Source organism: Thalassobaculum sp., from assembly GCF_040219215.1.
Lineage (GTDB): Bacteria > Pseudomonadota > Alphaproteobacteria > Thalassobaculales > Thalassobaculaceae > Thalassobaculum_A.
The window spans coordinates 260,864-283,963 of the sequence record NZ_JAVJSX010000008.1; the positions used below are offsets into that span (position 1 = coordinate 260,864).

Consider the following 23,100-nt stretch of genomic DNA (forward strand, 5'->3'; position numbering starts at 1 on the left):
GCCCGCGGCCCGTCTACGCTCCGGCCTCGGCGCCGCCTTTCAGCTTCACCGGGATCGTCAGGTAGCGCACCCCATTGGCGTCGGCCGGTGGAAATCGGCCGGCGCGGATGTTGACCTGGACCGCCGGCAGCAGCAGGCGCGGCGTTGACAGCTTGGCGTCGCGCGCGGTGCGCATCGCCACGAACTCATCCTCGGATACACCCTCCTTCACGTGCACGTTGGTGGTCCGCTGCTCGGCCACCGTGGTCTCCCAGGCGTACTGATCGCGGCCGGGGGCCTTGTAGTCGTGGCACATGAAAAGCCGGGTCTCCGGCGGCAGGGTCATCAGCTTCTTGATCGAGCGGAACAGTTCGTGGGCGTCGCCGCCGGGGAAATCGGCGCGCGCGGTGCCGTAATCCGGCATGAACAGCGTGTCGCCGACGAAACCGGATCCCTCGATCAGGTAGGTTATGTCGGCCGGGGTGTGGCCGGGAGTGTACAGCACCTGGGCCTCCAAGTCGCCGATCCGGAAGGTCTCGCCGTCGGCGAACAGATGGTCGAAATCGCTGCCGTCGGTCTTCAGATCGTCGGCGTTGAACACAGGGCGGAAGATGCGCTGCACGTCCTTGATGTGCTCGCCGATCCCGATCCTGGCTCTGGTCTTGGCCTTGATGTAGGGCGAGCCGGACAGGTGGTCGGCGTGGGCGTGGGTTTCCAGGGTCCAGACGATCGTGAAGCCGGCGTCGCCCGCAGCCTTCAGGATGGTCTCGACCGAGCGGGTGTCGACCTCGCCGGCGCTGTGCTCGTAGTCCAGCACCGGGTCGATCACCGCGGCCTGCCCCGTCGCCGGGTCGGCGACCAGATAGCTGATGGTGTTGGTGGGTTCGTCGAAGAACGCCTGGATGATCGGTTTGCCGGTCATGACTTCGCCTCCTCGTCGACGGATCGCGCGGTACGGCGGCGCACGCGGGACGGACAATTCAGCAGGCGCCCGCGGTCGGTCGCCGCCGGATCATTGTTTGCACAATCCCGGGCGGCGGGCGAGGCGGCATCGCCGATGCCGCCTCGCATCCGGGTCGTTCAGACGATCAGGCGCTGCGGTACAGCTTGGTCAGAACGAACTCGCGGTGGCCCAGGGCCTCCGCCGCCGTCAGACGGCCGTTGCAGGTGCTGATCATCACGTTGATCAGCGCGTCGCCGGCCTGGTCCAGCGTCATCTCGCGGCGCAGGATGCCGGAGACGTCCAGGTCGATGTGCTCGCCCATGGTGCGCACGGTACGCGGGTTGGCGCTGAGCTTGATCACCGGCTCGATCGGGTTGCCGATGACGTTGCCCTGGCCGGTCGGGAACAGGTGCACCGCGAACCCGGCGGCGGCCTGCAGGGTCACGCATTCGGCGGCGGCCGAAGAGGTGTCCATGAAGTACATGCCCGGACCCTTGGACGGCGCCTCGGCCGGTTCCAGGACGTCGATGTACTTCACGTTCTTGCCGATCTTCTCCAGGTTGCCGAAGGCCTTTTCCTCGATGGTCGTCAGCCCGCCCTCGATGTTGCCCTTGGTCGGCTGACTCTCCGAAAGGTCGGAGGTTTTATGCGGCTCGATGACCTCGTCCATGTAGGCCTGCCAGGTTGCCAGGAACTTCTTCCCGACCTCCTCGTTGATCGCCCGACTGGCGCAGACATGCTCGGCGCCGGTGATCTCCGAGGTCTCGCCGAAGCACGAGGTGATGCCCATCGGGTCGAGCTTGTCGTAAAGGTTGCCGACGGTCGGGCAGGAGCCGAGACCGGAGGTGGTGTCGCTCTCGCCGCACTTGGTGGAGACCCACAACTCCTCGATCTTGCACTCCTCGCGCAGCTTCTCCGAGGCGTCCTGCAGGAACTGCTTGGCCCGGTAGGAGGCGCGGGCGATGGTGCTGATGTCGCCGTGCTGCTCGATCGCGAAGCCCTCGACCGGCTTGCCGGTGGCCGCGATGCCGTCGACCACCCGCTTGGTCCAGCCCGGCTCGATCCCGATCACGATCACCGCGGCGACGTTCGGGTTGCTGCCGGTGCCGATCAGGGTCCGAAAGTGCAGGTCCAGATCGGCGCCGAACTGCAGCCGCCCGTAGGCGTGCGGAATGGCGAGGCAGCCCTTGATGTTGTTGGCGACCGCCTCGGAGGCGGCGTTCGACAGATCGTCGAGCGGCAGGATGATGACGTGGTTGCGGATGCCGACCCGGCCGTTCTCACGGCGGTAGCCCCAGAAGTTCAGCTTGTCCTTGGTGGCCATTGCCCGTCTCTCCCCGCTTACCAGCGCTTGGTCTTCATGTTGTGGACGTGGACGTGGTGGCCCTTGCCGATGGCGGCAACCGCCTTGCCCACGTCATGGCCGTACTTCATGACCGTGTCGCCCGACTTGATGTCGCCAAGCGCGATCTTGTGGCCGATCGGAATCGGATCCAGCGCCTTCAGGGTGATGGTCTCGTCGGTCTCCATGATCCAGCCGGTCAGGTCCTGACCGGCTTCGATGCCTTCGACCGTGATCACGCCGACCGTATCGGTCTTGTGATGGACGTTGAAATGATTGGTCATCGCAGCTCTCGATAGGAGGGTATCGGGGACGTTTCCTCGGGGACGCTTCATCGGGCGGCCGGCGATCTGAGTGGCCGTTCCGCTGATCATCGTTGAGTACAAGACTTGTAGGTCTTATACAAGACTCGATTGAACAGGCACAAGTCGGAGCGCCGCGCGTTGAACGTCGAACGGATGAGGCCGGGTCTTGGCCCGCTGTACAGGCAGGTCAAGCAGCGGGTGATCCGCAACCTGATCGACGAGACCTGGAAGCCGGGCGAAATGCTGCCGAGCGAACCGCGCCTGGCCGAGGCGTTCGGCGTCAGCCCCGGCACGGTGCGCCGTGCGCTCGACGAGCTTGTTTCCGAGAACCTGCTGGTCCGCCAGCAGGGGAAGGGCACGATCGTCTGCCGGCACGACCCCGAGCGTTCGCTGTTCCATTTCTTCCGGCTGGTCGACCCGGCTGGCCAACGGCCGACGCCGGCCAGCCTCGTGCTTGCCTGTTTCCGCCGCCGGGCCGAGAAGGCGGAGGCGGCGCGGCTGAGCCTGACCGCCGGCGCCCCGGTGGTGGTGATCGACCGCACCCGTTCGGTTGCGGGCCGGCCGCTGCTGGTCGAGCGTCTGGTGCTGCCGGCCCGGCTGTTCGGCGAGTTGGCACAGGTTGCCCCGGCCGACCTGCCGAACACCCTCTACACGCTGTACGAGGAGCGGTTCGGCGTGACCGTCTACCGGGCGGCCGAACAGCTGACGGCGGTGGCGGCGACCGAACGCGAGGCCGAACTGCTGGCGGTCGCCCCCGGCACCCCGCTGCTGGAGATCGACCGGCTGGCAACCTCGCTCGACGGCGTGCCGGTGGAATGGCGGCTCAGCCGCTGCCGCACGGACGTCCATCGCTACCGGGTCGAACTGGTCTGACGCGGGCTATTCGCGAATTGCCAGGAACACCATGACGATCCCGGTGACGGTGGCGAACCGGGTGGCCCCCGACTGCCCGTTCCAGGTCTCGGACTGCCACATGGCGAACCACTCGCCGCCGATCGCGATGAAGCCGATCGTCCAGATCGCGAAGCACCACATCAACGCGAACAGCGCCAGACCCTTGGCCGCGTGAAATCCGTCAGCATTGGCGGTGCGAGCCCGCCACAGCACCACGAATCCCGACCACAGCAGGGCCGCGCCCGCCATTTCGGCGGCGATGATCGCAAGATAGGCGGCGGTCTGCAGGGTCGGATCGGTGATTGCGCGGCCCATCAGCGCTGGGCTTTTGAACGTGGTGTCCATCGACAGGACGTGCTGCACGAACGCCCAGTTGCTGTCGTAGTCGACGACGTTTCCCAGCGCCGCGAGCGTCATGTGCAGGGCGATGCCGGCGACGCCGATCAGCTTCGCCCAACGCACCAGATCGATGCCGGTACAGGTCATGGTGGGGTCATCGTCGGCCCGCCATGTGGGCGAGGTATGAGACAATGTCCTGGAGGTCCCGGTCGCTCAGCACGTCGGCGGCAAAACCCGGCATCTTCTGGTCGGCCCAGTGCCGCACTGACGATGGATCGCGCAGGAAGCGCGGCAGGACCGCCGGTTGGAAGTACTCGGTCGGGTTCATCGGCAGGTTCAGGTCGGGGCCGATCGTCGCCTCGCCGCCGCCGTTCATCCTGTGGCAGACGAAGCAGTTGTCGATGAACAGCGCCAGGCCACGGCGGGCCGGGGCATCGGCGGGCAACGTGTCGGCGACCAAAATTGCCGGGTAGCGCTTGGCGACCGACTCCTTCAACTCCAGGCGAATGGTCTGGAACGGCCACGCTTCCGGGCCAATGCCCGACAGCTTCGGGTTGATCCAAACGACATAGTAGGGGCCGGCGCTGACGTCCTTGCCCTTCAGGTTCGGCCAGGGTTTGGCCGGGTCCTCGATCGCCAGATAGGCGATGGCTCCGGACGGATCGCTGCTGAGGACCCTGGCGGCCGGAAGCTGGGCGACAAAGCCGTCCAGCGCGGTCGCCATCAGGATGTCGGCGCCTTCCACGGGAATGCCGGCAAGCAGCCTGGACATCGGGATCACCCGGTAGCGCGGCGAATCAGTGCCATAGGCCGGATCGCCGGTGACCATGATGGTGTCGGCATCGGGGTGGGCCAGCAGGGTGTCGATCGGAAAGTCGTGCGCCTCGCCCTTGGCGTCGACGATCGTCAGTGTCGTCTCGGCGGCAGCAGAAGAGGAGCCGGGCTGGACCAGCAGCGCGACGGCGAGGAGAAAACAGGGCCACAGGCGCGTCCAGACCATGAAACCTCTCCGACAGGCAGGCGGGCGACGGGCGGTATCTTATCCAGATCCAATGGGTTGGGGAGAGCGTGCAGCACCCTCAACGCAGAAAGGGCGCCGAGGCGCCCTTTCCATGTACGTTGATCCAGTGGTTCAGCGCGGCTCGCTCATCAAGCCCCTGACCACGGCATAGCAAGCTCCCAGCAGCACGATGGTGAATGGAAAGCCGGTCGATACGGCCATCGCCTGAAGGGCGGCCAATCCGCCGCCGAGCAGCAGCGCGATCGCCACCAGACCTTCGAACACGCACCAGAACACCCGCTGCGGGGTCGGAGCGTTGACCTTGCCGCCGGCGGTGATGGTGTCGATGACCAGCGAGCCGGAATCCGACGAGGTCACGAAGAACACGATGACCAGGATGATGCCGATGAAGGAGGTGAGCTGAGCCAGCGGCAGCTCCTGCAGCATCATGAACAGCTTCAGTTCCAGCGCGGCGCCGGTGACACCCTGGTAGCCGTCGTTGACGATCTGGCTGATCGCGGTACCACCGAACGCGGTCATCCAGAGCACGCAGACCGCAGACGGGATCAGCAGGACGCACACAATGAACTCTCGCACGGTGCGGCCGCGGCTGACCCGGGCGATGAACATCCCGACGAAGGGCGACCAGGAGATCCACCACGCCCAGTAGAACGAGGTCCAGCCCTGCCGGAAGTTGTCGTCGCTGCGGCCAACCGGGTTCGACAGGGCCGGCAGGTACTCCGCGTAGGCGAGCAGATTCTTGAAGAACCCGGTCAGGATCGCGATCGTCGGCCCGACAATGATGATGAAGCCGAGCAGGACAATGGCCAGCACCATGTTGATCTCGGACAGACGCTTAACCCCGGCCTCGAGGCCGGCCACCACCGATATGAGGGCGGCGGCCGTGATCAGCGTGATCAGGATCACCATCGACAGGTTGCTCACCGGCAGACCGAACAGGAATTCCAGGCCGGCGTTGGCTTGCTGGGCACCCAGGCCGAGCGAGGTCGCCAAGCCGAACAGGGTGGCGAACACCGCCAGGATGTCGATGATGTGCCCCGGCCAACCCCAGATGCGTTCACCGAAGATCGGGTAGAATACCGACCGGAGCGTGAGCGGCAGGCCCTTGTTGTAGGTGAACAGGGCCAGCGCCAGGGCAACGATCGCGTAGATCGCCCAGGGATGCAGCCCCCAGTGGAAGATCGTTGCGGCCATGCCGAGACGGCGCGCGCCCTCGGGGTCGCCAACGGCTCCGGCGAGCGGCGCCCAGCTGTCGGGGGAGCCAGCACCTTCCGCCAGAGAAGACGAGAAGTGCGAGATCGGCTCGGACACGCCATAGAACATCAGGCCGATGCCCATGCCGGCGGCGAACAGCATCGAGAACCAGCCGGTATAGGTGTAGTCGGGCGTGGCCTCGGTTCCGCCGAGCCGGACCTTGCCGAGCGGTGAGACGACCAGAGCGAGGCAAAGCAAAACGAAGATGTTCGCCGACGACAGGAAGAACCAGTCGAGCGTCGAGGTCAGCCAACTCCGCAGCGCCGAGAACAACGGGCCCAAATCATTCTGGAACGCCAGCGTCAGGAACACGAACGCGACGATTGTGAGCCCGGAGATCACGAACACCGGATTGTGGATGTCGAACCCGAAGGGGCCGAGCTTGTTCTGTATGTTGTGCTGGCCAATCTCGTAGTCGGTCTCGATGGGATTGGCCGCCCCGTCGGGGCTCAGTCCTGATGTATCGGACATAGAGGCTCCTCTGGTTGCAAGTACGACGATCGGCGATGACGCGTCGCCGGTCTGTATGCTTGGCGCATTGCAACGTTGCGTTCGCGACGCGACCCTGGAATACGTCCAGCATGGGTTCTTCGGACGGTCTCTCGAAATCAGAAACGATCCGACAATACACCGCGACCATTCCAGATTGCTCCGAAGATCAAACTCCGGTGCGGTGATCGGTTCTGTGAACTTGTCCCTGAATGCTGCCGAGGCTCATGTGCCCGGCATCGTATCATCCTCCCCTGAGTGCATCAGCTTGTCAGGATCGAGGTCATCATCGTGTCGAAAAACGACATGTTTATCAACACGGCGACCTGAATTTCACTCTGAAGATCTCCGCGCTGATCCATGAAGTCGCTCTGAGATCATTGCTTGCCTGATCGGTGCGACGGCGGTTTGATGGGCGTCCCGCCATCGACCCGGACCGGACCCATGCCCGCCTCAGAATTGATCGCGAAGACCGCGACCGAGATCGTTGCCCTGCTGAAGTCCGGCGAGGTCACCACCTTCGACCTGCTCGATGCGCTCGAGGTGCGGATCGCCGAGGTCGAGCCGGCGGTCAACGCGTTGCCGACCTTGTGCTTCGAGCGCGCGCGCGACCGGGCCAAGACGCTGGGCGCCACGCCGATGGCCGAGCGCGGAGTGCTGGCCGGCCTGCCCGTGGCGATCAAGGATCTGCTGAACGTCGCCGGGGTGCGCTCCACCCAAGGCTCGCCGATCTTCGCCGACACCGTGCCCGACAGCTCCGACGTGGCGGTGACCACCTTGGAGGCGGCGGGCGGCGTGATCTACGCGAAGTCGAACACTCCTGAGTTCGGGGCGGGCGCCAACACCTTCAACGAGGTGTTCGGCGCAACCTTGAATCCCTGGGATACGTCCAAGAGTTGCGCCGGATCCTCCGGCGGCTCGGCGGTGGCGCTCGCCACTGGTACTGCATGGCTGGCCTCGGGCTCGGACCTGGGCGGTAGCCTGCGCAACCCGGCCAGCTTCTGCGGCATCGTCGGTCTCCGGCCCACGCCGGGACGGGTGGCGCATGGCCCCGGCGCCCTGCCGTTCGGCAGCATGTCGGTCGAGGGGCCGATGGCGCGCACGGTGGCCGACTGCGCGTTGATGCTGGACGCCATGTCGGGGTGGAGTCCGGTCGACCCGATGTCGCTGGAGAAGCCGGCGCAGTCATTCGTGGGTTCGACGGCCGCCGCGCGCAAGCCGAAGCGGGTGGCGTTCAGCGTGGACCTCGGCGGCATCACCCCGGTCGACCCGGAAGTCGCGACGATCATCGAGCGGGCGGCCCGGCGCTTCGAGGAACTCGGATGCGTCGTCGAGGAAGCAAGTCCCGACTTCAGCGACGTCCAACTGATCTTCCAGACCCTGCGGGCGATGGCGTTCGCGACGTCCAAGAAGGACCTGCTGGTCCGGCATCGCGACAAACTGAAGCCCGAAGTGATCTGGAACATCGAGAAGGGCCTGGCGCTGACCACCGAAGAGATCGCCGCCGCCGAACTGGCGCGCGGCCGGCTGTACCACCGGGTCCGGGCGTTCTACGAGACCTACGATCTGGTGCTGTCGCCGGCGACCGTGGCGCCGCCCTACCCGATCGAACAGCGCTATCTGGAAGAGTGCAACGGCCACCGGTTCTCGAACTACATCGAGTGGTGCACCGTGGCCTACGCGTTCACCTGCGCCGGCCTGCCGGCGATTTCGGTGCCCGCCGGGTTCACCGAGAGTGGCCTGCCGGTCGGCCTGCAGATCGCCGGCCCTCCCCGCGGCGAGGCGGCGTTGCTGTCGGCAGCGGCACTGTTCGAGCAGGCGGCACCCTGGGCGCACACCCTGCCGGTCGACCCGCGCCCGCCACGGGCCTGATCAGACGTCCCAGCCGGCGTCGCGGCAGAATCCGATCTGTTCGGGCGAGAAAGCCGACAGGTCACGGCTCCGCCACCGGCCGATGCCCTCCGGCCGGATGACGTCGGCACAGGCCGGGACGATGCGTTCGACCGGAACGGGCAAACCGAGGGCATCAACCAAGGCGGTCAGTTGCTCGACCGGACGCTCGGCGAAGTCGTCGAAGCGCAGTGGCAGTATTCGTCCCGGGTAGTGCGCGATCAGGGTGTCCAGGCGCTTCTGGGTGCGGATCCAGTATTCGAGCTGTGCGGCTTCGCGGGTCGGCCACTCGGTCGGGTCGAGATCGAACAGCCAGGACCAGTTGCCGAGCTGGCCCTTGTTGTCACTGAACGCCATGTCGAGCGGATGCCGTGAGACATAGACGAACGCTGCCTGCGCCCAAGTCTCCAGGATCGCTTCGAGAAAGATGTGGCAGTTCGGCTCCTTGGTCATCCAGCCGATGGAATCGGGCGCGTCGGCGAGTCCACCCCCCTGGTCGCGGCGGAAACGGTGCAGTGCCGGGGCCCGAAGCAGATGGCGAAGCCGCACGCCCCCGGTCATCACCGATTCGTACAGCTGCAGGCGGGATCGGATCCGGCCCGCCGGTGGGTCGGCACGCAGCCAGTCCGGTCGCTTGAACAGCTCGGTGAAGATCAGGTTGTCGTTCGACTCGTTCAGGCAGCCACCCGGATAGTAGCCGAGTTCGGCAACGGCGCCGGCCACCGCCCGGGTTCCTGAACCGCCAAGGCCGCCGATGAACAGAATTGGGGCGTTCGTCGTCATGCGGTGCGTGTATCGCGCCGATGGCGGCGGGGCAACGATCGATCGGCGGCGGCTACTGCGTCTTGAGCGGCGTGGGCGCCGCCGGGGCTGCCGAGGGGGATGGCGACGCAGCCGGTGCCCGTGCCGGCGCCGATCCGGCCGGCTGGGACGACGAGCCGCCACTGGTTCCGGTCGCCTTTTCGATCGCCTTGCCGGTTTTCTGCATGTCCTGGCCGAAGCCGCGCACCGTGTTTTCACAACCCGCGCCGCCGACGGCCAGCAGCCCGGCCACGATCCAGGGAGCAAAGCGCATGATGCTCATCAGTTCAGATCCTCCTCCGCGACGGCCCTAAAATAGGATGTCGGTCATTGCGGTGCAAACGCCACCACGCGTGGGTGCCGGTTCAGAATGTCTCTCCGGGACGCTTCTTCCAAACCGTGTTGGTGCGCTTGGCACGCGGGTCGTGGTCCGGGTCGATGGTGTAGTAGTAGAACGCCAGCGACTTGCGGGTCCGGCCGTCCGGGCAGCGCAGCGGGTCCGGGTGGCCGTGATACGACGTGGCGCTGGTGTTGAAGATCACGCAGGTGCCGGCGTTCGGAGCTACCCGACGCATGCACCGGCTCATGTCCGGCGCCCACAACTCGAGGTCGCCGCCCCAGGCCGGGTCCCAGTCCTTGTTCAGGTAGACCAGGACGTTGATGCGGCGCAGCAGCCCGGTGAACTCGTGGACATTGAAGTCGGCGTGAATCTTCAGCAGGCCGCCCGGCAGGATCTGATGGATCCCGCCGCCGTACAGCCAGGGGTCACCGGTCAGTCCGCGATAGCCGGTCAGATGGGTGAGGAAAAACAGGAACAGGCTGGAATTGAACTGCCACATCGCCTCGCGGATCACCGGCGGCATCTTCAGTTCCGCGACGTAGTCCGGGGTGGTGTCCTGTTTCCGGGAGTCCGGCTGGTTCTTGGTGTGCCAGTACGGTGAATCAGGAGACGGAAACTGCGCCAGGATGGCGTCGATCCGGTCGGCCGGCAGGAAGTTCTCGATGACGATGTGCGGGAACGGGTCGGCGCCGGCGTACTCCGCGCGTTTCTCGTAGCCGAATGGCAGCAATTGGTCTGGGTCAAACCAGTAGGTCAAGACGGCTTCCTGTCGGTGAAGGGATGGTCAGCTAAAACGGATTTCGATGCGGCCAAGCATACCGAAATCCGCCACCACGGTCTGCCCGGCCTCCACGGGGATAGGCTGGGTGGTGGTGCCGGTCGTGACATACTGCCCGGCCTTGAGGCCCAGGCCACGGGCCGCCAGCGCGGTGGCGAGCCACGCGGTCGCGCCGAACGGTCCACCGTCGACGTTGCCGCCGCGGCCTTCGCGGACCACCGAGCCGTCGACCGCCATCGACACCTTGTGCTCCAGCAGGTCCAGGTTCTGCCAGTCGGCGACCGGCGCTCCCTTGACCCAGCGGCCGTGGCTGCCGTCGTCGGCGATCAGCGACGGTCCGCCCGCCTTCAACCCGGCGGACAACGGTGTGTCGACGACTTCAATCGCTGGCAGGACCGCGCGCGCGACCTGGCGGATCGCCGCTGCGTCGAACGGTGCGTCGGCGGGATCGAGATCGGCGCCGATCAGCACGGCGATCTCCGGCTCGATCACCCGCTGGAACATCTGCGCCGCTACGAAGCTTGACGGGGAATCGGTCGTGAGGTTGTCGAGCAGCACGCCGAAGAACGGCTCGGAGACGCCCAGCAGTTCGCGCGCGCCCGGGTTGGTGGCGCCGATCTTCCAGCCGATCGAGCGCGCGCCGCCCTCGCGGATCCGCAGATCAATCAGCGCCTGCTGGATCGCGTACCCTTCCTCGGTGGTCGCCGGGCGGCAGGCATCCGGCAGCGCCGGCAGCGGCACGACGCGGCGGCGGTGGTCCTGCAGGGTGCGGGCGGCGGTCTCGATCGCTTCGGCGGTCATCGGCATGTTGGGGATCCCCGTTCGTGGCGCGGCATTCTCCACGGAACCGGCCGGGTGTGTCCATCCGATGCGAAGTGTCGGTGCGCACGCGATCTTGCAGCCGAACGTGTTCGTCGTGCCTGACCTGACACGCGATGACCGGTTCAACGGCAATCCGTTGGTCACCGGCAATCCACGGCTTCGGTTTATGCAGGCGCCCTGCTGGAGACACCTGAAGGATTGCCGCTTTCCATCATATGCGTCCTCTCTGGGCTGCTCTTAAGCCGGCAGGGCCAGTTGTCGGTCGATCGCTTGCGCAGGCATACCTGCTTTGTCGTCACGCTGCCGGCGCCGGCTCAGAATCCATAGTTGGCGGGTTCACGGCTTTCTGTTGCGGTCGCGTTCTTGTTCGTCGTGGAGCCCGCCGTTATAGTCGCCCGCCATTTTGCGGCGCACAACGAGGGGCAGGCATGCACTCCGTGAAGCAGTACTTCCTGGAGGATCTGGAAGTCGGAATGCGCGCCGAGTACGAGCGCGTAGTGACGCAGGACATGATCGAGTCCTTTGCCGAGGTGTCGGGCGACCACAACCCGCTGCATCTTGACGACGACTACGCGAAGGACACGATGTTCAAGGGGCGGATCGCCCATGGCCTGCTGTCGGCGGCGTTCATATCCAAGGTGTTCGGAACGGTGATGCCGGGCAAGGGATCGGTGTACATCTCCCAGACCCTGCGGTTCCTGGCGCCGGTTCGGATCGACGACACGGTGTTGACCGTGGTGGAGGTGACGGCGATCGATCGGGAGAAGAAGCGGGTGTCGTTCAAGTCGCGATGCAAGGTCGGCAGCACCGTGGTGATCGACGGGGACGCTCTCATTCTTGTTCCCGTACGCGCCCGAGCGGCCGCCTAGGGCCGGAACATGAAGATCGTGCGCTCACTGGATGCGGTCGAGCCCCTGCATCGCGGTGCCGTGGCGGCCATTGGCAATTTCGACGGTGTTCATCTCGGCCATCGGGCGGTGATCGGCGAGGCTGCGCGCATTGCCGGGGACCTGCACGCCCCGCTGGCCGTGCTGACCTTCGAGCCGCATCCCCGCCGCTTCTTTCAGCCGGACGCCGCGGCGTTTCGCCTGACTACCTCTCAGGGCCGGGCGGCTCGCCTGGAGGAACTGGGCGTCGACGTGCTGTTCGAACTGCCGTTCGACGATGCGTTCGCGCACGTGTCAGCGGAGAGCTTCGTCGACGACGTCCTCTATGACACCCTCGGGCTGCGTCATGTGGTCGTCGGCTACGATTTCAATTTTGGCCATCGCCGCCGCGGCACGCCGGACATGCTGATCGAGCGCGCCGGACATCTGGGCTTCGGCGCCACCCGGGTGTCCGCGGTGCATGAGAGCGACGGAGCGGTGTATTCCTCGTCCCGGATCCGACAGTGCCTGGCCGAGGGTGATCCGCGTGGCGCGGCCTCGCTGCTGGGATCTCCCTGGGAGATCGATGGGATCGTCGAGGAGGGTGACCGGCGTGGCCGCACCATCGGCTTTCCGACCGCCAACCTGCGCCTTGGCCCGTTGATCTGCCCCAAGCTGGGGGTATACGCGGTGCGCGCGGCGCTGGCGGATGGTGAAGGCGCCGGTACCTGGATGACGGGCGTGGCCAATCTCGGCGTGCGGCCGACGGTCAATGATCGCGGCGTGCTGCTGGAAACCCACCTGTTCGACCGGTCGATCGAGCTGTACGGGCGGCGCCTGCGCGTGCGTCTGGTTGACTTTATCCGGCCGGAACGGAAATTTGGCGGCCTTGACGAACTGAAGGCGCAGATCGCCGCCGATGCGGCGCGGGCGCGGGAGATGCTGGGGGTCTGACCCCGGCCGGACCCGGTTGCCCGGGAAGGACCAGTGATGACGACCGACTACAAGAATACGGTGTTTCTGCCGAAGACCGAGTTCCCGATGCGTGCGGGCCTGCCGCAGCGCGAGCCCGAGATCCAGGCGTGGTGGAACGAGATCGACCTCGATCGCCGGATCGGCGAGGTGCGTGCCGGCCGCGAGAAGTTCATCCTGCACGACGGCCCGCCCTACGCGAACGGTCATCTGCACATCGGCCACGCGCTGAACAAGATCCTCAAGGACGTCATCAACCGCTCCCAGCATATGGCCGGCAAGCAGATCGCCTATGTGCCGGGCTGGGACTGCCACGGCCTGCCGATTGAGTGGAAGATCGAGGAGGACTACCGGTCCCGCGGCAAGAACAAGGACGACGTGCCAATCGTCGAGTTCCGCCGCGAGTGCCGGACGTTCGCGGACAAGTGGATCGGGACCCAGCGCGAGGAGTTCCGCCGGCTTGGCGTGACCGGGCTGTGGGACCGCTACTACACGACGATGACCTTTGCCGCCGAGGCGCAGATCGCGCGCGAGATCGGCAAGTTCCTGCTGAACGGCGGCCTGTATAAGGGTGCGCGGCCGGTGATGTGGTCGGTGGTCGAGAAGACCGCGCTGGCCGACGCCGAGGTCGAGTATCACGACCACGTCTCGACCACGATCCACGTCCGCTTTCCGGTCGTGACCGCCGGGCACACGGCGCTGGAAGGCGCGTCGGTGGTGATCTGGACGACCACCCCCTGGACCATGCCGGGCAACCGCGCCGTCGCCTATGGCGATGATATCGACTACGCGGTGATCGAGGTCGCGGCGGTTGCCGAGAACAGTTTGGCCAAGGTTGGTGAGAAGCTGGTCTGCGCGGTCGCCCTGCTCGACGACTTCAAGGCGCAGACCAGAATCGAGGCGGTCACCGAGGTGGCGCGGCTGAAAGGGTCGGCGCTGGCCGGGACGGTCTGCGCGCATCCGTTGCGTAGCCACGGATACGACTACGACGTGCCGGCCCTGGCGGCCGAGTTCGCGACCGACGACCAGGGCACCGGTTTCGTGCATATCGCTCCCGGTCACGGCGCCGATGACTTCGTGCTTGGCCAGAAGCATGGGCTGGAGATCCCGCAGACCGTTGCCGACGACGGCCTGTTCTACGACCACGTGCCGATCTTCGCCGGCATGAACGTGATCGACGACAACATGAAGATCGCGGCCATCCTGCGCGATCACGGCGGCATCGTCGCCCGTGGCAAGCTCAAGCACTCCTATCCGCATTCCTGGCGCTCGAAGGCGCCGCTGATCTTCCGCAACACCGCGCAGTGGTTCATCTCGATGGACACCAACGACCTGCGCAAGACCGCCCTCAAGGCGATCGACGACACCCGGTTCGTGCCGGCCGGCGGCCAGACCCGGCTGCGCGGCATGATCGAGGGCCGGCCGGACTGGTGCATCAGCCGTCAGCGCGCCTGGGGCGTGCCGATCCCGGTGTTCGTCAGCAAGAAGACCGGCGAGCCGCTGCGCGACCCGGCGGTGTTGGAGCGGGTTGCCCAGGCATTCGAGGCCGAGGGCGCGGATGCCTGGTTCGCGTCGCCGCCGTCGCGATTCCTCGGCAACGACTATGATGCGGCCGACTACGAGCAGGTGTCCGACATCTGCGACGTCTGGTTCGATTCCGGCTCGACCCACACCTTCGTGCTGGAGAACGATCCCGACCTCGCATGGCCGGCGTCGCTGTATCTGGAAGGCTCCGACCAGCACCGCGGCTGGTTCCATTCGTCACTGCTGGAATCCTGCGGCACCCGCGGACGGGCGCCGTACGACGCGGTGCTGACCCATGGCTTCGTGCTCGACCAGGACGGGCGCAAGATGTCGAAGTCGCTCGGCAATGTGACCGCGCCCCAGGAGGTGATGGACAAGTATGGCGCCGACATCCTGCGGCTCTGGGTGGTCAGTTCCGACTACTCCGAGGACCTGCGCATCGGCCCCGAGATCCTGAAGCACCAGGCCGACCACTACCGGCGGCTGCGCAACACCCTGCGCTATCTGCTTGGCGCCCTCGACGGGTACACCGATGCCGAGCGGCTGCCGGCCGAGCAGATGCCGGAGCTGGAGCGCTGGGTGCTGCACCGGATCGCCGAACTCGACGTGGTGGTCCGCCGATGCACCAACGATTTCGACTTCCACACCCTGTTCACGCAGATCCACCAGTTCTGCGCGGTCGACCTGTCGGCGTTCTACTTCGACGTCCGCAAGGACGCGGTCTACTGCGACCGTCCGGATTCGGTGCGGCGCCGGGCGGCCCGCACCGTGATGGCGCAGTTGTTCGACTGCCTGACCGCCTGGCTGGCGCCGATCCTGTGCTTCACCGCGGAAGAAGCATGGCGGTCCCGCAACACCGGGCCGGGTGATTCGGTGCATCTTCGCGAATATCCGGCAATCCCGGCCGGCTGGCGCGACGAGGCGCTGGCCTCGAAGTGGGCGAAGATCCGCCAGTTGCGGCGCGTGGTGACCGGCGCGATCGAACTGGAGCGGGCGGAGAAGCGCATCGGCGCCTCGCTGCAGGCCCATCCCACGGTCTACGCCGGGGCCGACCTGCTGGCCGGCATGCAGGGCGTCGATCCGGCCGAGGTCTTCATCACGTCCGGCGCAACATTGGTCGAGGGCGACGGCCCCGGTGACGCCTATCGGCTGCCGGAAGTGACGGGTGTCGCGGTAACGCCCGGTCTCGCCGACGGTGCGAAGTGCGAGCGCTGCTGGCGGGTACTGCCGGAGGTGGCGGAGGGAGAGCCGATCTGCGGGCGATGCTCCGATGCGGTCTCGGCCACTCTCGACGCGGCGGAGTGATGCGCCCGATGAGTCGCGCTCCCCTTCTCCTTGGTCTGACGCTGGCCGCCGCTACGGTCGCGCTGGACCGGGTGAGCAAGGTCTGGGCACTCGACGCGCTGTTCGACCCGCCGACCCGGATCACACTGGGGCCGTTTCTGAACATGGTCCCGGTCTGGAACCGGGGCGTCAGTTTCGGACTCCTGTCGAATGATTCGGCATGGGGGCCGTGGCTGCTCGGTGGATTTGCTCTCGTCGTAGCGGTGGCGTTGGTGATATGGCTCGTGCGCGCGGAGGGGTGGGTGCTCGGTGCCGGGCTCGGCCTCGTGATCGGCGGGGCGGTCGGCAACGCGATCGATCGGGCGCTGTACGGCGCGGTGGTCGACTTCATTGACACCCATTGGGGTGATCTGCACTGGCCGGCCTTCAATATTGCCGACGCTGCGATTACCCTGGGAGTCGGATTGTTGCTGCTCGATGCCCTGGGGATTGGAACCGGGGCGCGGGCGTCCGAAGGAGGACGGACCAGCGATGGGTAAGGGAAAGACACGACATCAGGCCGCTGCGGTTGCCGCGGTATTGACGGTCTCGGCCCTGCTCGGCGGTTGCGGGCAGATCCGGGGCGCTCTCGGTTACGACAAGGACGCTCCCGACGAGTTCCAGGTTGTCGCGCGCGCGCCGCTGGCGTTGCCGCCGAACTATGACCTGCGGCCGCCGGAGCCGGGGACAGCCAGGCCGCAGGAACAGTCGCCGACCGATGCGGCAGCCGAGCGGATTCTTGGGCGGAGGGCGGCATCCCAGACGCCGACCAGAACCGCCAGCTCCACCAGCGTGTTCGGTACCAGCATGTCAGGGCCGACGGTGCAGGCGGCTCCGCGTGCACCGGTATCGTCGGGCGGGGCGTCGGCGTTGCGCGACCAACTTCAGCTCGACCAGGCGGATCCAAACATCCGGCAGCTGGTCAACAAAGAGACCGCCAGCTTCGTGTACGAGGAGCAGTATCCGATCGACAAAGTCCTGTTCTGGCGGGACAAACCGGAGCCGGGCGTGCTCGTCGACGCGACCAAGGAGAGCAAGCGCCTCCGCGAGAACTCGGCGCTTGGCCAGCCGATCGACACCGGCGAAACCCCGACCATCGAACGCAAGCGCGGCGGATTCCTGAGCGGTCTTTTCTGATCGCCCGTTGAAACCGAGCAACGGTTGACGTCGTTGCCTTATCGGCGCCGCGTTTCGGTTCTGTTGTGACAGCTTGTTCTTTGCCGTCCGGGAGGGATCTCGTGCCGATTCGTACGTCCAGGCGCTCCGCGCTGTTCGCCGCTGTTGTTGCCATCGGGCTGGTGTGGGCGACGTCGCCCTCGACGGCCGGGATCTTCGAGCCCGAAACCTTCACGCTCGACAACGGCCTCCAGGTCGTCGTGGTGCCGAACCACCGGGTTCCGGTGGTCAGCCACATGGTCTGGTACAAGGTTGGGTCCGCCGACGAGCCGTTCGGCCAGTCAGGCATCGCGCATTTCCTGGAACACCTGATGTTCAAGGGAACCAAGACCCGGGCGCCGGGTGAGTTCTCCCGCATCATCAACCAGGTGGGAGGCAGCGAGAACGCCTTCACCAGCTACGACTACACCGGTTACTACCAGAACGTCGCCAAGGACCAGCTTGGCCGCATGATGGCGCTGGAAGCCGACCGGATGGCGAATCTGAAGTTGCTGCCGCAGGATGTGGAGTCCGAGCGCGAGGTGATTCTGGAAGAGCGGCGCACGCGCACCGACAACGATCCTTCGGCACAGTTCGGCGAGCAGGTTATCGCCGCGACCTATCTGGCCTATCCCTATCGCATCCCGGTGATCGGCTGGGAGAATGAGATGCGCCGGCTCAGTCATGACGACGCGATCGCGTTCTATCGGACCTGGTATGCGCCGAACAACGCGGTCCTTGTCGTGGCCGGCGACGTGACCGCTGCGGAAGTCCGATCGATGGCCGAGGCAACCTATGGCGTGATTCCGGCGCGGGATATTCCGGACCGGGTCGCGATGCGCGGACAGGAGCCGCCGCAGCGCGCTGCCCGGCGATTGGAAATGTCGAGCCCGCGGGTCGACCAGCCGAGTTGGGCCCGACGGTGGCTCGCACCCGGCGTCGTATGGGGCGACACCACGTTGGCCTCGCCGCTTGAGGTCATGGCTGAGATCCTGGGCGGCGGGACCACCAGCCGCCTGTACCGCAGCCTGGTTGTCGAGAAGGGGCTGGCGGTGGCTGCGGGTGCCGGATACTCGCCCGATGGACTGGGCCCACAGACGTTTTCTGTCTACGCCAGCCCACGCGACGGTACCGACCTTGCGGCTCTCGAGGCGGCCGTCGAGGCCGAAGTGGCGCGGCTGTTGCGCGACGGCGTTACCGACGACGAGGTTGCTTCGGCCATCGTTCGCATGAAACGCCGCGCCATCTTCGCCCGCGACGATATGCTGGCCCCAGCCCGCCTGTTCGGCCAGGCCGTGGCCGCGGGAAGCGGGATCGCGGACGTCGAGGAGTGGCCGGAGCGGATCGCCGCGGTCACCGCATCCCGGATTGCCGAAGCGGCGAAAACCGTGCTTGTGCCCGAGCAGTCGGTGACCTCGATCCTGCGCCCGAAGCCGGCCAGCTGAGGAGGATCAGCCATGCGCAGAACCCTTGCCCTGATCATCCTGTTCTTCGGCGTGTCGGCGTGGCCGGTCACGGCTTCGGCACTCGACATCCAGGAAGTCACCAGCACCAGCGGCGTCAAGGCCTGGCTGGTGGAGGATCACAGCAACCCGATCCTGACCCTGTCGTTCTCGTTCGCCGGTGGCCAGTCGTCCGACCCGGTGGGCAAGGAGGGCCGGGCCCGGCTGGTGTCCGGCCTGCTTGACGAGGGTGCGGGTGAACGCGACTCGACGGCGTTCCAGCAGGCGTTGAGCGACGATTCGATCTCCCTGCGATTCAGTGCCCGGATCGACCGGTTTTCCGGCGACCTGACGACCTTGACCGAGACCCGTGACACCGCGGTCGAGCTGCTGCGGCTGGCGCTGACCGCACCGCGCTTCGACGCCGAACCGGTGGAGCGGATCAGGGCGCAGGTCATGGCGTCGCTGCGCAACGACCTGCAGCGGCCCCGGACGATTGCCAGCCGGGCATGGTGGGGGGCGAGCTTCGCGAATCATCCCTACGGACGGTCGGGCGACGGGACCCTGGACAGCGTATCGGCGGTAACGGACGACGACATGCGGGAGTTCGTGAACACGACCTTCGTGCGCCAGGGCCTCATCGTGTCGGCCGTGGGCGACATCGATGCCGCCACGTTGTCGGCGCTCCTTGATCAGGTCTTTGGCGCACTTCCGACCTTCAAGGGGGCGGCGGCGGCTCCGGACGTCGCGCCGACCGCCGCCGGGCAGACCTTCGTGGTCCAGGACAATGTGCCGCAGTCGGTGGTGGTGTTCGGGCACGCCGGGATCGCCCGTGAAGACCCCGACTGGTATGCCGCCTCGCTGCTCAACCAGATCATGGCTGGCGGGTTCGGGTCACGCCTGACCGAGGAAATCCGCGAGAAGCGCGGCCTCGTCTACGGTGTCTACGCCTATCTGCTGCCGCTCGACCACGCCCCGTTGATCATGGGCGGACTTGCCACCCAGAACGCACGGGTCGCGGAGTCCATCGACCTGGTCCGCCAGGAGTGGAAACGCATGGCCGAGGGCGGGCCGACCGAGCGGGAACTGGCCGACGCCAAGACCTACCTGCTGGGTTCGTTCCCGCTTCGGCTGGTCGACTCCGATGGAACCGCCAGCGTGCTGATGGGATTACAGGAAGGCGACCTGCCGATTGACTATCTTGCGCGGCGCGATGCGTTGTATGGGTCCGTGACGCTGGATGACATGAAGCGGGTGGCGCGCCGGCTGTATCGTCCTGACCAGTTGACGGTGGTCGTGGTCGGCAAGCCGGAAGGCGTGACGGCAACAGCCCCGGTGCCGTCGGTGCCGGGTGTTCCAGCCCAGGGCGGATGACGTCGACATACCATATCTGGTAATGTCGACTGTTGGAGGTTGCCGGATGTTGATGCAGTGCCCATTCACCCATGACGTCAGTGCGACCTTTGCGGACGTGGTCGGCATGGCCGGGCTCGACCATGCCGCGCATGACGCGTTGATGCCCCGGGCCATGGCGTCCGTTGACCGGCTGCGCGAGGCGAAAGCGTCGGGCGAACTGCCCGTGCTGGCGCTGCCGAACCGGCGCGACGACCTCGTGGCATGGCGGCCGATCGTCGACCGCTACCGCTCCGAGTTCTCCGACGTGGTGGTCCTCGGGATCGGCGGGTCATCCCTGGGTGGAGCGACCTTGTGCCGATTGGCCGATTCCGGGTTCGGACCAAGTGCGGGGTCGCCGCGGCTGTGGTTCATGGACAACATCGACCCGTGGACATTCGATGCCCTGATGGGCCGGCTGGATCTGGGGCGAACCGGCTTTCTGTCGATCTCCAAATCGGGTGGGACGGCGGAGACCCTGGCGCAGACGCTGGCGGTGCTGGACCGGCTGAACCAGCGGCTGGGTGCCGACGATCTGGCGACCCGCATGACCTGCATCGCCGAGAACACCGACAATCCGTTGCGTGCCGTCGCCGGGCACTACGGCCTGTTCTGCCTCGACCATGATCCGAACATCGGCGGCCGCTACTCGGCGCTGTCGGTTACCGGGCTGCTGCCGGCTGCCATCGCCGGGGTCGATGTCGAGGCGGTACGGCGTGGCGCGGCGTCGGTGCTGGAGGCGGCGCTGGCGGCCGAGACGCCGAACGATTGCGCCCCTGCGGTGGGGGCGATCATCAACGTCGGCCTCGCTACCGGCAAGGGCGTCAACCAGAGTGTGCTGATGCCGTATGTCGACCGGCTCGAACGTTTCGGCGGCTGGTTCCGCCAGCTGTGGGCCGAAAGCTTGGGCAAGGACGGTCACGGCACTACGCCGGTCGATGCCATGGGGGCGGTCGACCAGCACAGCCAGCTCCAGCTGTACCTGGGCGGCCCGCGCGACAAGCTGTTCACCCTGATCCTGGCCGACCCGAGCGGCCATGGCGCGTCGTCGAAAGCCAAGGTCGCCGGTCCCGCGGCCGAAGCGCTCGACTACATGATGGGGCGGAGCCTCGGCGACCTGCTGGCGGCTGAGCAGCGGGCGACGGCCGAGACCCTGATCCGCAACGGCTGTCCGACCCGGATCTTCCGGTTTCCGACCCTGACCGAGGAAGTCATGGGCGGCCTGATGATGCATTTCATCCTGGAAACCATCATCGCGGCCGATCTGCTGGGCGTGAACCCGTTCGACCAGCCGGCGGTCGAGGAGAGCAAGGTCCTGGCCCGCCGCTATCTCCGCGAGGGGATCGGGTGACCGCAGAGCGCGCCCACGGTGGTGTCCGGCCGGTCGTTCGCCGGCTTCCGGAAACCCTGGTCAACCGGATTGCCGCCGGCGAGGTGGTCGAACGTCCGGCAAGCGCGCTGAAGGAACTGGTCGAGAACTCCCTGGATGCCGGGGCGCGGCGGGTTGATGTGGTGCTGCGCGACGGCGGCCGGACCCTGATCCAGGTCAGCGATGACGGTCACGGCCTCGATCCCGACACCCTGTCCCTGGCGGTCGAACGGCACGCGACGTCGAAGCTGCCGGACGACGATCTGACCCACATTTCCACACTGGGGTTCCGCGGCGAGGCGCTGCCGTCGATCGGCGCGGTCAGCCGGCTGTCGATCACCAGTCGCGCTGCGGGGGCGCCGGCGGCCTGGCGGATCCGGGTCGAGGGCGGTGCGGTGGGCTCGCCCGAACCGGCGGCCCTGTCCGCCGGCACCCGAGTCGAAGTCCGCGACCTGTTCTACGCCACGCCGGCGCGCCTGAAGTTCCTGAAGATCCCGCGCACCGAGCAGAGCCACGCCCTTGAGATACTGCAGCGGCTGGCTATGGCCGCGCCTTCGGTCGGCTTCACCCTGTCCGATGGCACTCGTACGCTGCTCAGCCTGGAAGGCGCGCAGGGCGATCTGTTCGAGGTGCGTCTCGCGCGCCTTGGTGCCGTGCTTGGGCGCGACTTCGCTGCCGACGCCCTGGCGATCGATGCCGAGCGCCAGGGGTATCGCCTGACCGGCTACGCCGGCCTGCCGACCCTGCACCGCCGCACCAGCGCCCATCAGTACCTGTTCGTGAACGGCCGGCCGGTCCGCGACCGGCTGCTGCTGGGGGCCGTGCGTGGCGCCTACATGGATTTCGTGGCATCCGACCGCCACCCGATGCTGGCGCTGTTCCTGGAACTCCCGGCCGAAGAGGTCGACGTGAACGTGCACCCGGCCAAGACCGAAGTACGGTTCCGCGATGCCGGGCTGGTCCGCGGACTGATCGTCGGCGCCCTGAAGCACGCGCTGGCCGAAGCCGGGCACCGGGCCTCGGCCTCGGTCGGGGCGGCGACCCTCGGCGCGTTCCGGCCGGACGGCTTGCGCCCGCACACCGGGCACGCTGCTCCGGCGTGGAACACCACCCGCTGGACACCGCCGCCGTCGGCCGGTCTGGCGGAGGCGCAGGCGGCGTGGCAGGCGCCCTCGACCGATCGCCTCGGCCAGACCCTGGATTTCGGCGCAGCGCCGGCCGCGCGGGTCGAGAATGGACCCACCGACCCGGTGGCGGAGCGTCATCCGCTCGGTGCCGCCCGGGCCCAGATCCACGGTACCTATATCGTCGCCCAGACCGAGGACGGACTGGTGATCGTCGACCAGCACGCCGCCCATGAGCGGCTGGTGTACGAGCGCATGAAGGACGCCCTGGCCGCCGGCGGGGTCAAGAGCCAGGCCCTGCTGCTGCCGGAAGTCGTCGAACTGGAAGAGGCGGCGGTCGACCGTCTGGTGCAGCGCGCCGACGAGTTCGCGGAACTCGGACTGGTCCTGGAAGCCTTCGGGCAGGGGGCCGTGGTGGTACGCGAGGTGCCGGCGCTGCTGGGCAAGACCGATACCGCGGCATTGGTCCGCGATCTTGCCGATGATCTGGCGGAGGTCGGCGACGCCCATGCCCTGAAGGACAGGCTGGCCGATGTGTGCGGCACCATGGCGTGCCACGGCTCGGTCCGCGCCGGGCGCCGGCTGGGCGGCGACGAGATGAACGCCCTGCTGCGCCAGATGGAGGCGACCCCGCATTCCGGGCAGTGCAACCACGGCCGCCCGACCTATGTCGAACTGAAACTGACGGACATTGAGCGGCTGTTCGGGCGGCGGTAGCCCTCCGAGCGCGTGCGTG

21 protein-coding genes are annotated in these 23,100 nt (G+C 66.8%); 11 read left to right on the forward strand and 10 right to left on the reverse strand.

The window, feature by feature from the left end; translation table 11 throughout:
- Positions 1-13: 13 nt before the first annotated feature.
- The 3 genes from RIC54_RS06605 to RIC54_RS06615 all read right to left on the reverse strand — a co-directional run bounded on the left by RIC54_RS06605 (position 14) and on the right by RIC54_RS06615 (position 2,548).
- Positions 14-901, reverse strand: coding sequence for an MBL fold metallo-hydrolase (locus RIC54_RS06605; RefSeq protein WP_350085694.1), 888 nt, complete (start codon positions 899-901; stop codon positions 14-16).
- A 166-nt stretch (positions 902-1,067) separates the two neighbouring features.
- Positions 1,068-2,246, reverse strand: coding sequence for a UxaA family hydrolase (locus RIC54_RS06610; protein ID WP_350085697.1), 1,179 nt, complete (start codon positions 2,244-2,246; stop codon positions 1,068-1,070).
- Between the two features lie 17 nt (positions 2,247-2,263).
- On the reverse strand, positions 2,264-2,548 hold the full coding sequence (locus RIC54_RS06615) for a UxaA family hydrolase (RefSeq protein ID WP_350085700.1): 285 nt from the start codon (positions 2,546-2,548) through the stop codon (positions 2,264-2,266).
- A 159-nt stretch (positions 2,549-2,707) separates the two neighbouring features.
- Between RIC54_RS06615 and RIC54_RS06620 the strand changes: the two genes are divergently transcribed.
- Positions 2,708-3,442, forward strand: coding sequence for a GntR family transcriptional regulator (locus RIC54_RS06620; protein ID WP_350085703.1), 735 nt, complete (start codon positions 2,708-2,710; stop codon positions 3,440-3,442).
- Positions 3,443-3,448: 6 nt separating this feature from the next.
- Here the strand turns inward: RIC54_RS06620 and RIC54_RS06625 are convergent, their stop codons facing one another.
- The 3 genes from RIC54_RS06625 to RIC54_RS06635 form a co-directional block, all read right to left on the reverse strand.
- A complete protein-coding gene (locus RIC54_RS06625) occupies positions 3,449-3,949 on the reverse strand; it encodes a DUF2165 family protein (protein ID WP_350085706.1) in 501 nt (166 codons plus the stop codon).
- A gap of 7 nt (positions 3,950-3,956) precedes the next feature.
- Positions 3,957-4,802: a c-type cytochrome gene (locus tag RIC54_RS06630; RefSeq protein ID WP_350085709.1), complete on the reverse strand. Its 846-nt coding sequence runs from the start codon at positions 4,800-4,802 to the stop codon at positions 3,957-3,959.
- Between the two features lie 132 nt (positions 4,803-4,934).
- Positions 4,935-6,548 carry a BCCT family transporter gene (locus tag RIC54_RS06635; RefSeq protein WP_350085712.1) on the reverse strand — a complete coding sequence of 538 codons (1,614 nt, stop codon included), beginning with the start codon at positions 6,546-6,548 and terminating at the stop codon, positions 4,935-4,937.
- A gap of 462 nt (positions 6,549-7,010) precedes the next feature.
- On the opposite strand from RIC54_RS06635, the gene RIC54_RS06640 reads away from it, so the two are divergent.
- Positions 7,011-8,438, forward strand: coding sequence for an amidase (locus tag RIC54_RS06640; RefSeq protein WP_350085715.1), 1,428 nt, complete (start codon positions 7,011-7,013; stop codon positions 8,436-8,438).
- Here RIC54_RS06640 and RIC54_RS06645 read toward each other — a convergent pair whose 3' ends face one another.
- From RIC54_RS06645 to RIC54_RS06660, 4 genes are all read right to left on the reverse strand, one after another.
- A complete protein-coding gene (locus tag RIC54_RS06645) occupies positions 8,439-9,239 on the reverse strand; it encodes a sulfotransferase family protein (protein WP_350085718.1) in 801 nt (266 codons plus the stop codon).
- Positions 9,240-9,291: 52 nt separating this feature from the next.
- Entirely contained in the window at positions 9,292-9,540 is a 249-nt protein-coding gene (locus tag RIC54_RS06650; protein WP_350085721.1) for an entericidin A/B family lipoprotein, read from the reverse strand.
- Positions 9,541-9,622: 82 nt separating this feature from the next.
- The gene (locus RIC54_RS06655) at positions 9,623-10,354 is read right to left on the reverse strand and encodes a 2OG-Fe(II) oxygenase (RefSeq protein ID WP_350085724.1); all 732 of its coding nucleotides are present in this window, start codon (positions 10,352-10,354) and stop codon (positions 9,623-9,625) included.
- Positions 10,355-10,381: 27 nt separating this feature from the next.
- The gene (locus RIC54_RS06660) at positions 10,382-11,182 is read right to left on the reverse strand and encodes a 2-keto-4-pentenoate hydratase (RefSeq protein ID WP_350085727.1); all 801 of its coding nucleotides are present in this window, start codon (positions 11,180-11,182) and stop codon (positions 10,382-10,384) included.
- Positions 11,183-11,625: 443 nt separating this feature from the next.
- Between RIC54_RS06660 and RIC54_RS06665 the strand changes: the two genes are divergently transcribed.
- The 9 genes from RIC54_RS06665 (at position 11,626) to mutL (ending at position 23,081) form a co-directional block, all read left to right on the forward strand.
- Positions 11,626-12,066: a MaoC family dehydratase gene (locus RIC54_RS06665; RefSeq protein WP_350085730.1), complete on the forward strand. Its 441-nt coding sequence runs from the start codon at positions 11,626-11,628 to the stop codon at positions 12,064-12,066.
- A 9-nt stretch (positions 12,067-12,075) separates the two neighbouring features.
- A complete protein-coding gene (locus RIC54_RS06670; protein WP_350085733.1) occupies positions 12,076-13,017 on the forward strand; it encodes a bifunctional riboflavin kinase/FAD synthetase in 942 nt (313 codons plus the stop codon).
- Positions 13,018-13,053: 36 nt separating this feature from the next.
- On the forward strand, positions 13,054-15,864 hold the full coding sequence (gene ileS / locus RIC54_RS06675; RefSeq protein WP_350085736.1) for an isoleucine--tRNA ligase: 2,811 nt from the start codon (positions 13,054-13,056) through the stop codon (positions 15,862-15,864).
- Between the two features lie 8 nt (positions 15,865-15,872).
- The gene (lspA, locus tag RIC54_RS06680; protein WP_350085739.1) at positions 15,873-16,382 is read left to right on the forward strand and encodes a signal peptidase II; all 510 of its coding nucleotides are present in this window, start codon (positions 15,873-15,875) and stop codon (positions 16,380-16,382) included.
- A complete protein-coding gene (locus tag RIC54_RS06685) occupies positions 16,375-17,019 on the forward strand; it encodes a DUF3035 domain-containing protein (RefSeq protein WP_350085742.1) in 645 nt (214 codons plus the stop codon). The genes lspA and RIC54_RS06685 overlap by 8 nt, the downstream gene beginning before the upstream one ends.
- 101 nt (positions 17,020-17,120) lie before the next feature.
- Complete coding sequence (locus RIC54_RS06690; protein WP_350085745.1) at positions 17,121-18,482, forward strand: M16 family metallopeptidase; 1,362 nt, start codon at positions 17,121-17,123, stop codon at positions 18,480-18,482.
- 12 nt (positions 18,483-18,494) lie between these two features.
- Entirely contained in the window at positions 18,495-19,853 is a 1,359-nt protein-coding gene (locus tag RIC54_RS06695) for a M16 family metallopeptidase (RefSeq protein ID WP_350085748.1), read from the forward strand.
- Positions 19,854-19,899: 46 nt separating this feature from the next.
- Positions 19,900-21,222 carry a phosphoglucose isomerase-related protein gene (locus RIC54_RS06700; protein WP_350085751.1) on the forward strand — a complete coding sequence of 441 codons (1,323 nt, stop codon included), beginning with the start codon at positions 19,900-19,902 and terminating at the stop codon, positions 21,220-21,222.
- Positions 21,219-23,081 carry a DNA mismatch repair endonuclease MutL gene (gene mutL / locus RIC54_RS06705; RefSeq protein WP_350085754.1) on the forward strand — a complete coding sequence of 621 codons (1,863 nt, stop codon included), beginning with the start codon at positions 21,219-21,221 and terminating at the stop codon, positions 23,079-23,081. Before RIC54_RS06700 ends, mutL begins: the two co-directional genes overlap by 4 nt.
- The last annotated feature ends 19 nt before the right edge of the window (positions 23,082-23,100 follow it).

Bases quoted from the DNA above. Each gene is read 5' to 3' on its own strand.
- RIC54_RS06605 (WP_350085694.1), bottom strand. From the start codon at position 901: ATGACCGGCAAACCGATCATCCAGGCGTTCTTCGACGAACCCACCAAC.
- RIC54_RS06610 (WP_350085697.1), bottom strand. From the start codon at position 2,246: ATGGCCACCAAGGACAAGCTGAACTTCTGGGGCTACCGCCGTGAGAAC.
- RIC54_RS06615 (WP_350085700.1), bottom strand. From the start codon at position 2,548: ATGACCAATCATTTCAACGTCCATCACAAGACCGATACGGTCGGCGTG.
- RIC54_RS06625 (WP_350085706.1), bottom strand. From the start codon at position 3,949: ATGACCTGTACCGGCATCGATCTGGTGCGTTGGGCGAAGCTGATCGGC.
- RIC54_RS06630 (WP_350085709.1), bottom strand. From the start codon at position 4,802: ATGGTCTGGACGCGCCTGTGGCCCTGTTTTCTCCTCGCCGTCGCGCTG.
- RIC54_RS06635 (WP_350085712.1), bottom strand. From the start codon at position 6,548: ATGTCCGATACATCAGGACTGAGCCCCGACGGGGCGGCCAATCCCATC.
- RIC54_RS06640 (WP_350085715.1), top strand. From the start codon at position 7,011: ATGCCCGCCTCAGAATTGATCGCGAAGACCGCGACCGAGATCGTTGCC.
- RIC54_RS06645 (WP_350085718.1), bottom strand. From the start codon at position 9,239: ATGACGACGAACGCCCCAATTCTGTTCATCGGCGGCCTTGGCGGTTCA.
- RIC54_RS06650 (WP_350085721.1), bottom strand. From the start codon at position 9,540: ATGAGCATCATGCGCTTTGCTCCCTGGATCGTGGCCGGGCTGCTGGCC.
- RIC54_RS06660 (WP_350085727.1), bottom strand. From the start codon at position 11,182: ATGCCGATGACCGCCGAAGCGATCGAGACCGCCGCCCGCACCCTGCAG.
- RIC54_RS06665 (WP_350085730.1), top strand. From the start codon at position 11,626: ATGCACTCCGTGAAGCAGTACTTCCTGGAGGATCTGGAAGTCGGAATG.
- RIC54_RS06670 (WP_350085733.1), top strand. From the start codon at position 12,076: ATGAAGATCGTGCGCTCACTGGATGCGGTCGAGCCCCTGCATCGCGGT.
- ileS (WP_350085736.1), top strand. From the start codon at position 13,054: ATGACGACCGACTACAAGAATACGGTGTTTCTGCCGAAGACCGAGTTC.
- lspA (WP_350085739.1), top strand. From the start codon at position 15,873: ATGAGTCGCGCTCCCCTTCTCCTTGGTCTGACGCTGGCCGCCGCTACG.
- RIC54_RS06685 (WP_350085742.1), top strand. From the start codon at position 16,375: ATGGGTAAGGGAAAGACACGACATCAGGCCGCTGCGGTTGCCGCGGTA.
- RIC54_RS06695 (WP_350085748.1), top strand. From the start codon at position 18,495: ATGCGCAGAACCCTTGCCCTGATCATCCTGTTCTTCGGCGTGTCGGCG.
- RIC54_RS06700 (WP_350085751.1), top strand. From the start codon at position 19,900: ATGTTGATGCAGTGCCCATTCACCCATGACGTCAGTGCGACCTTTGCG.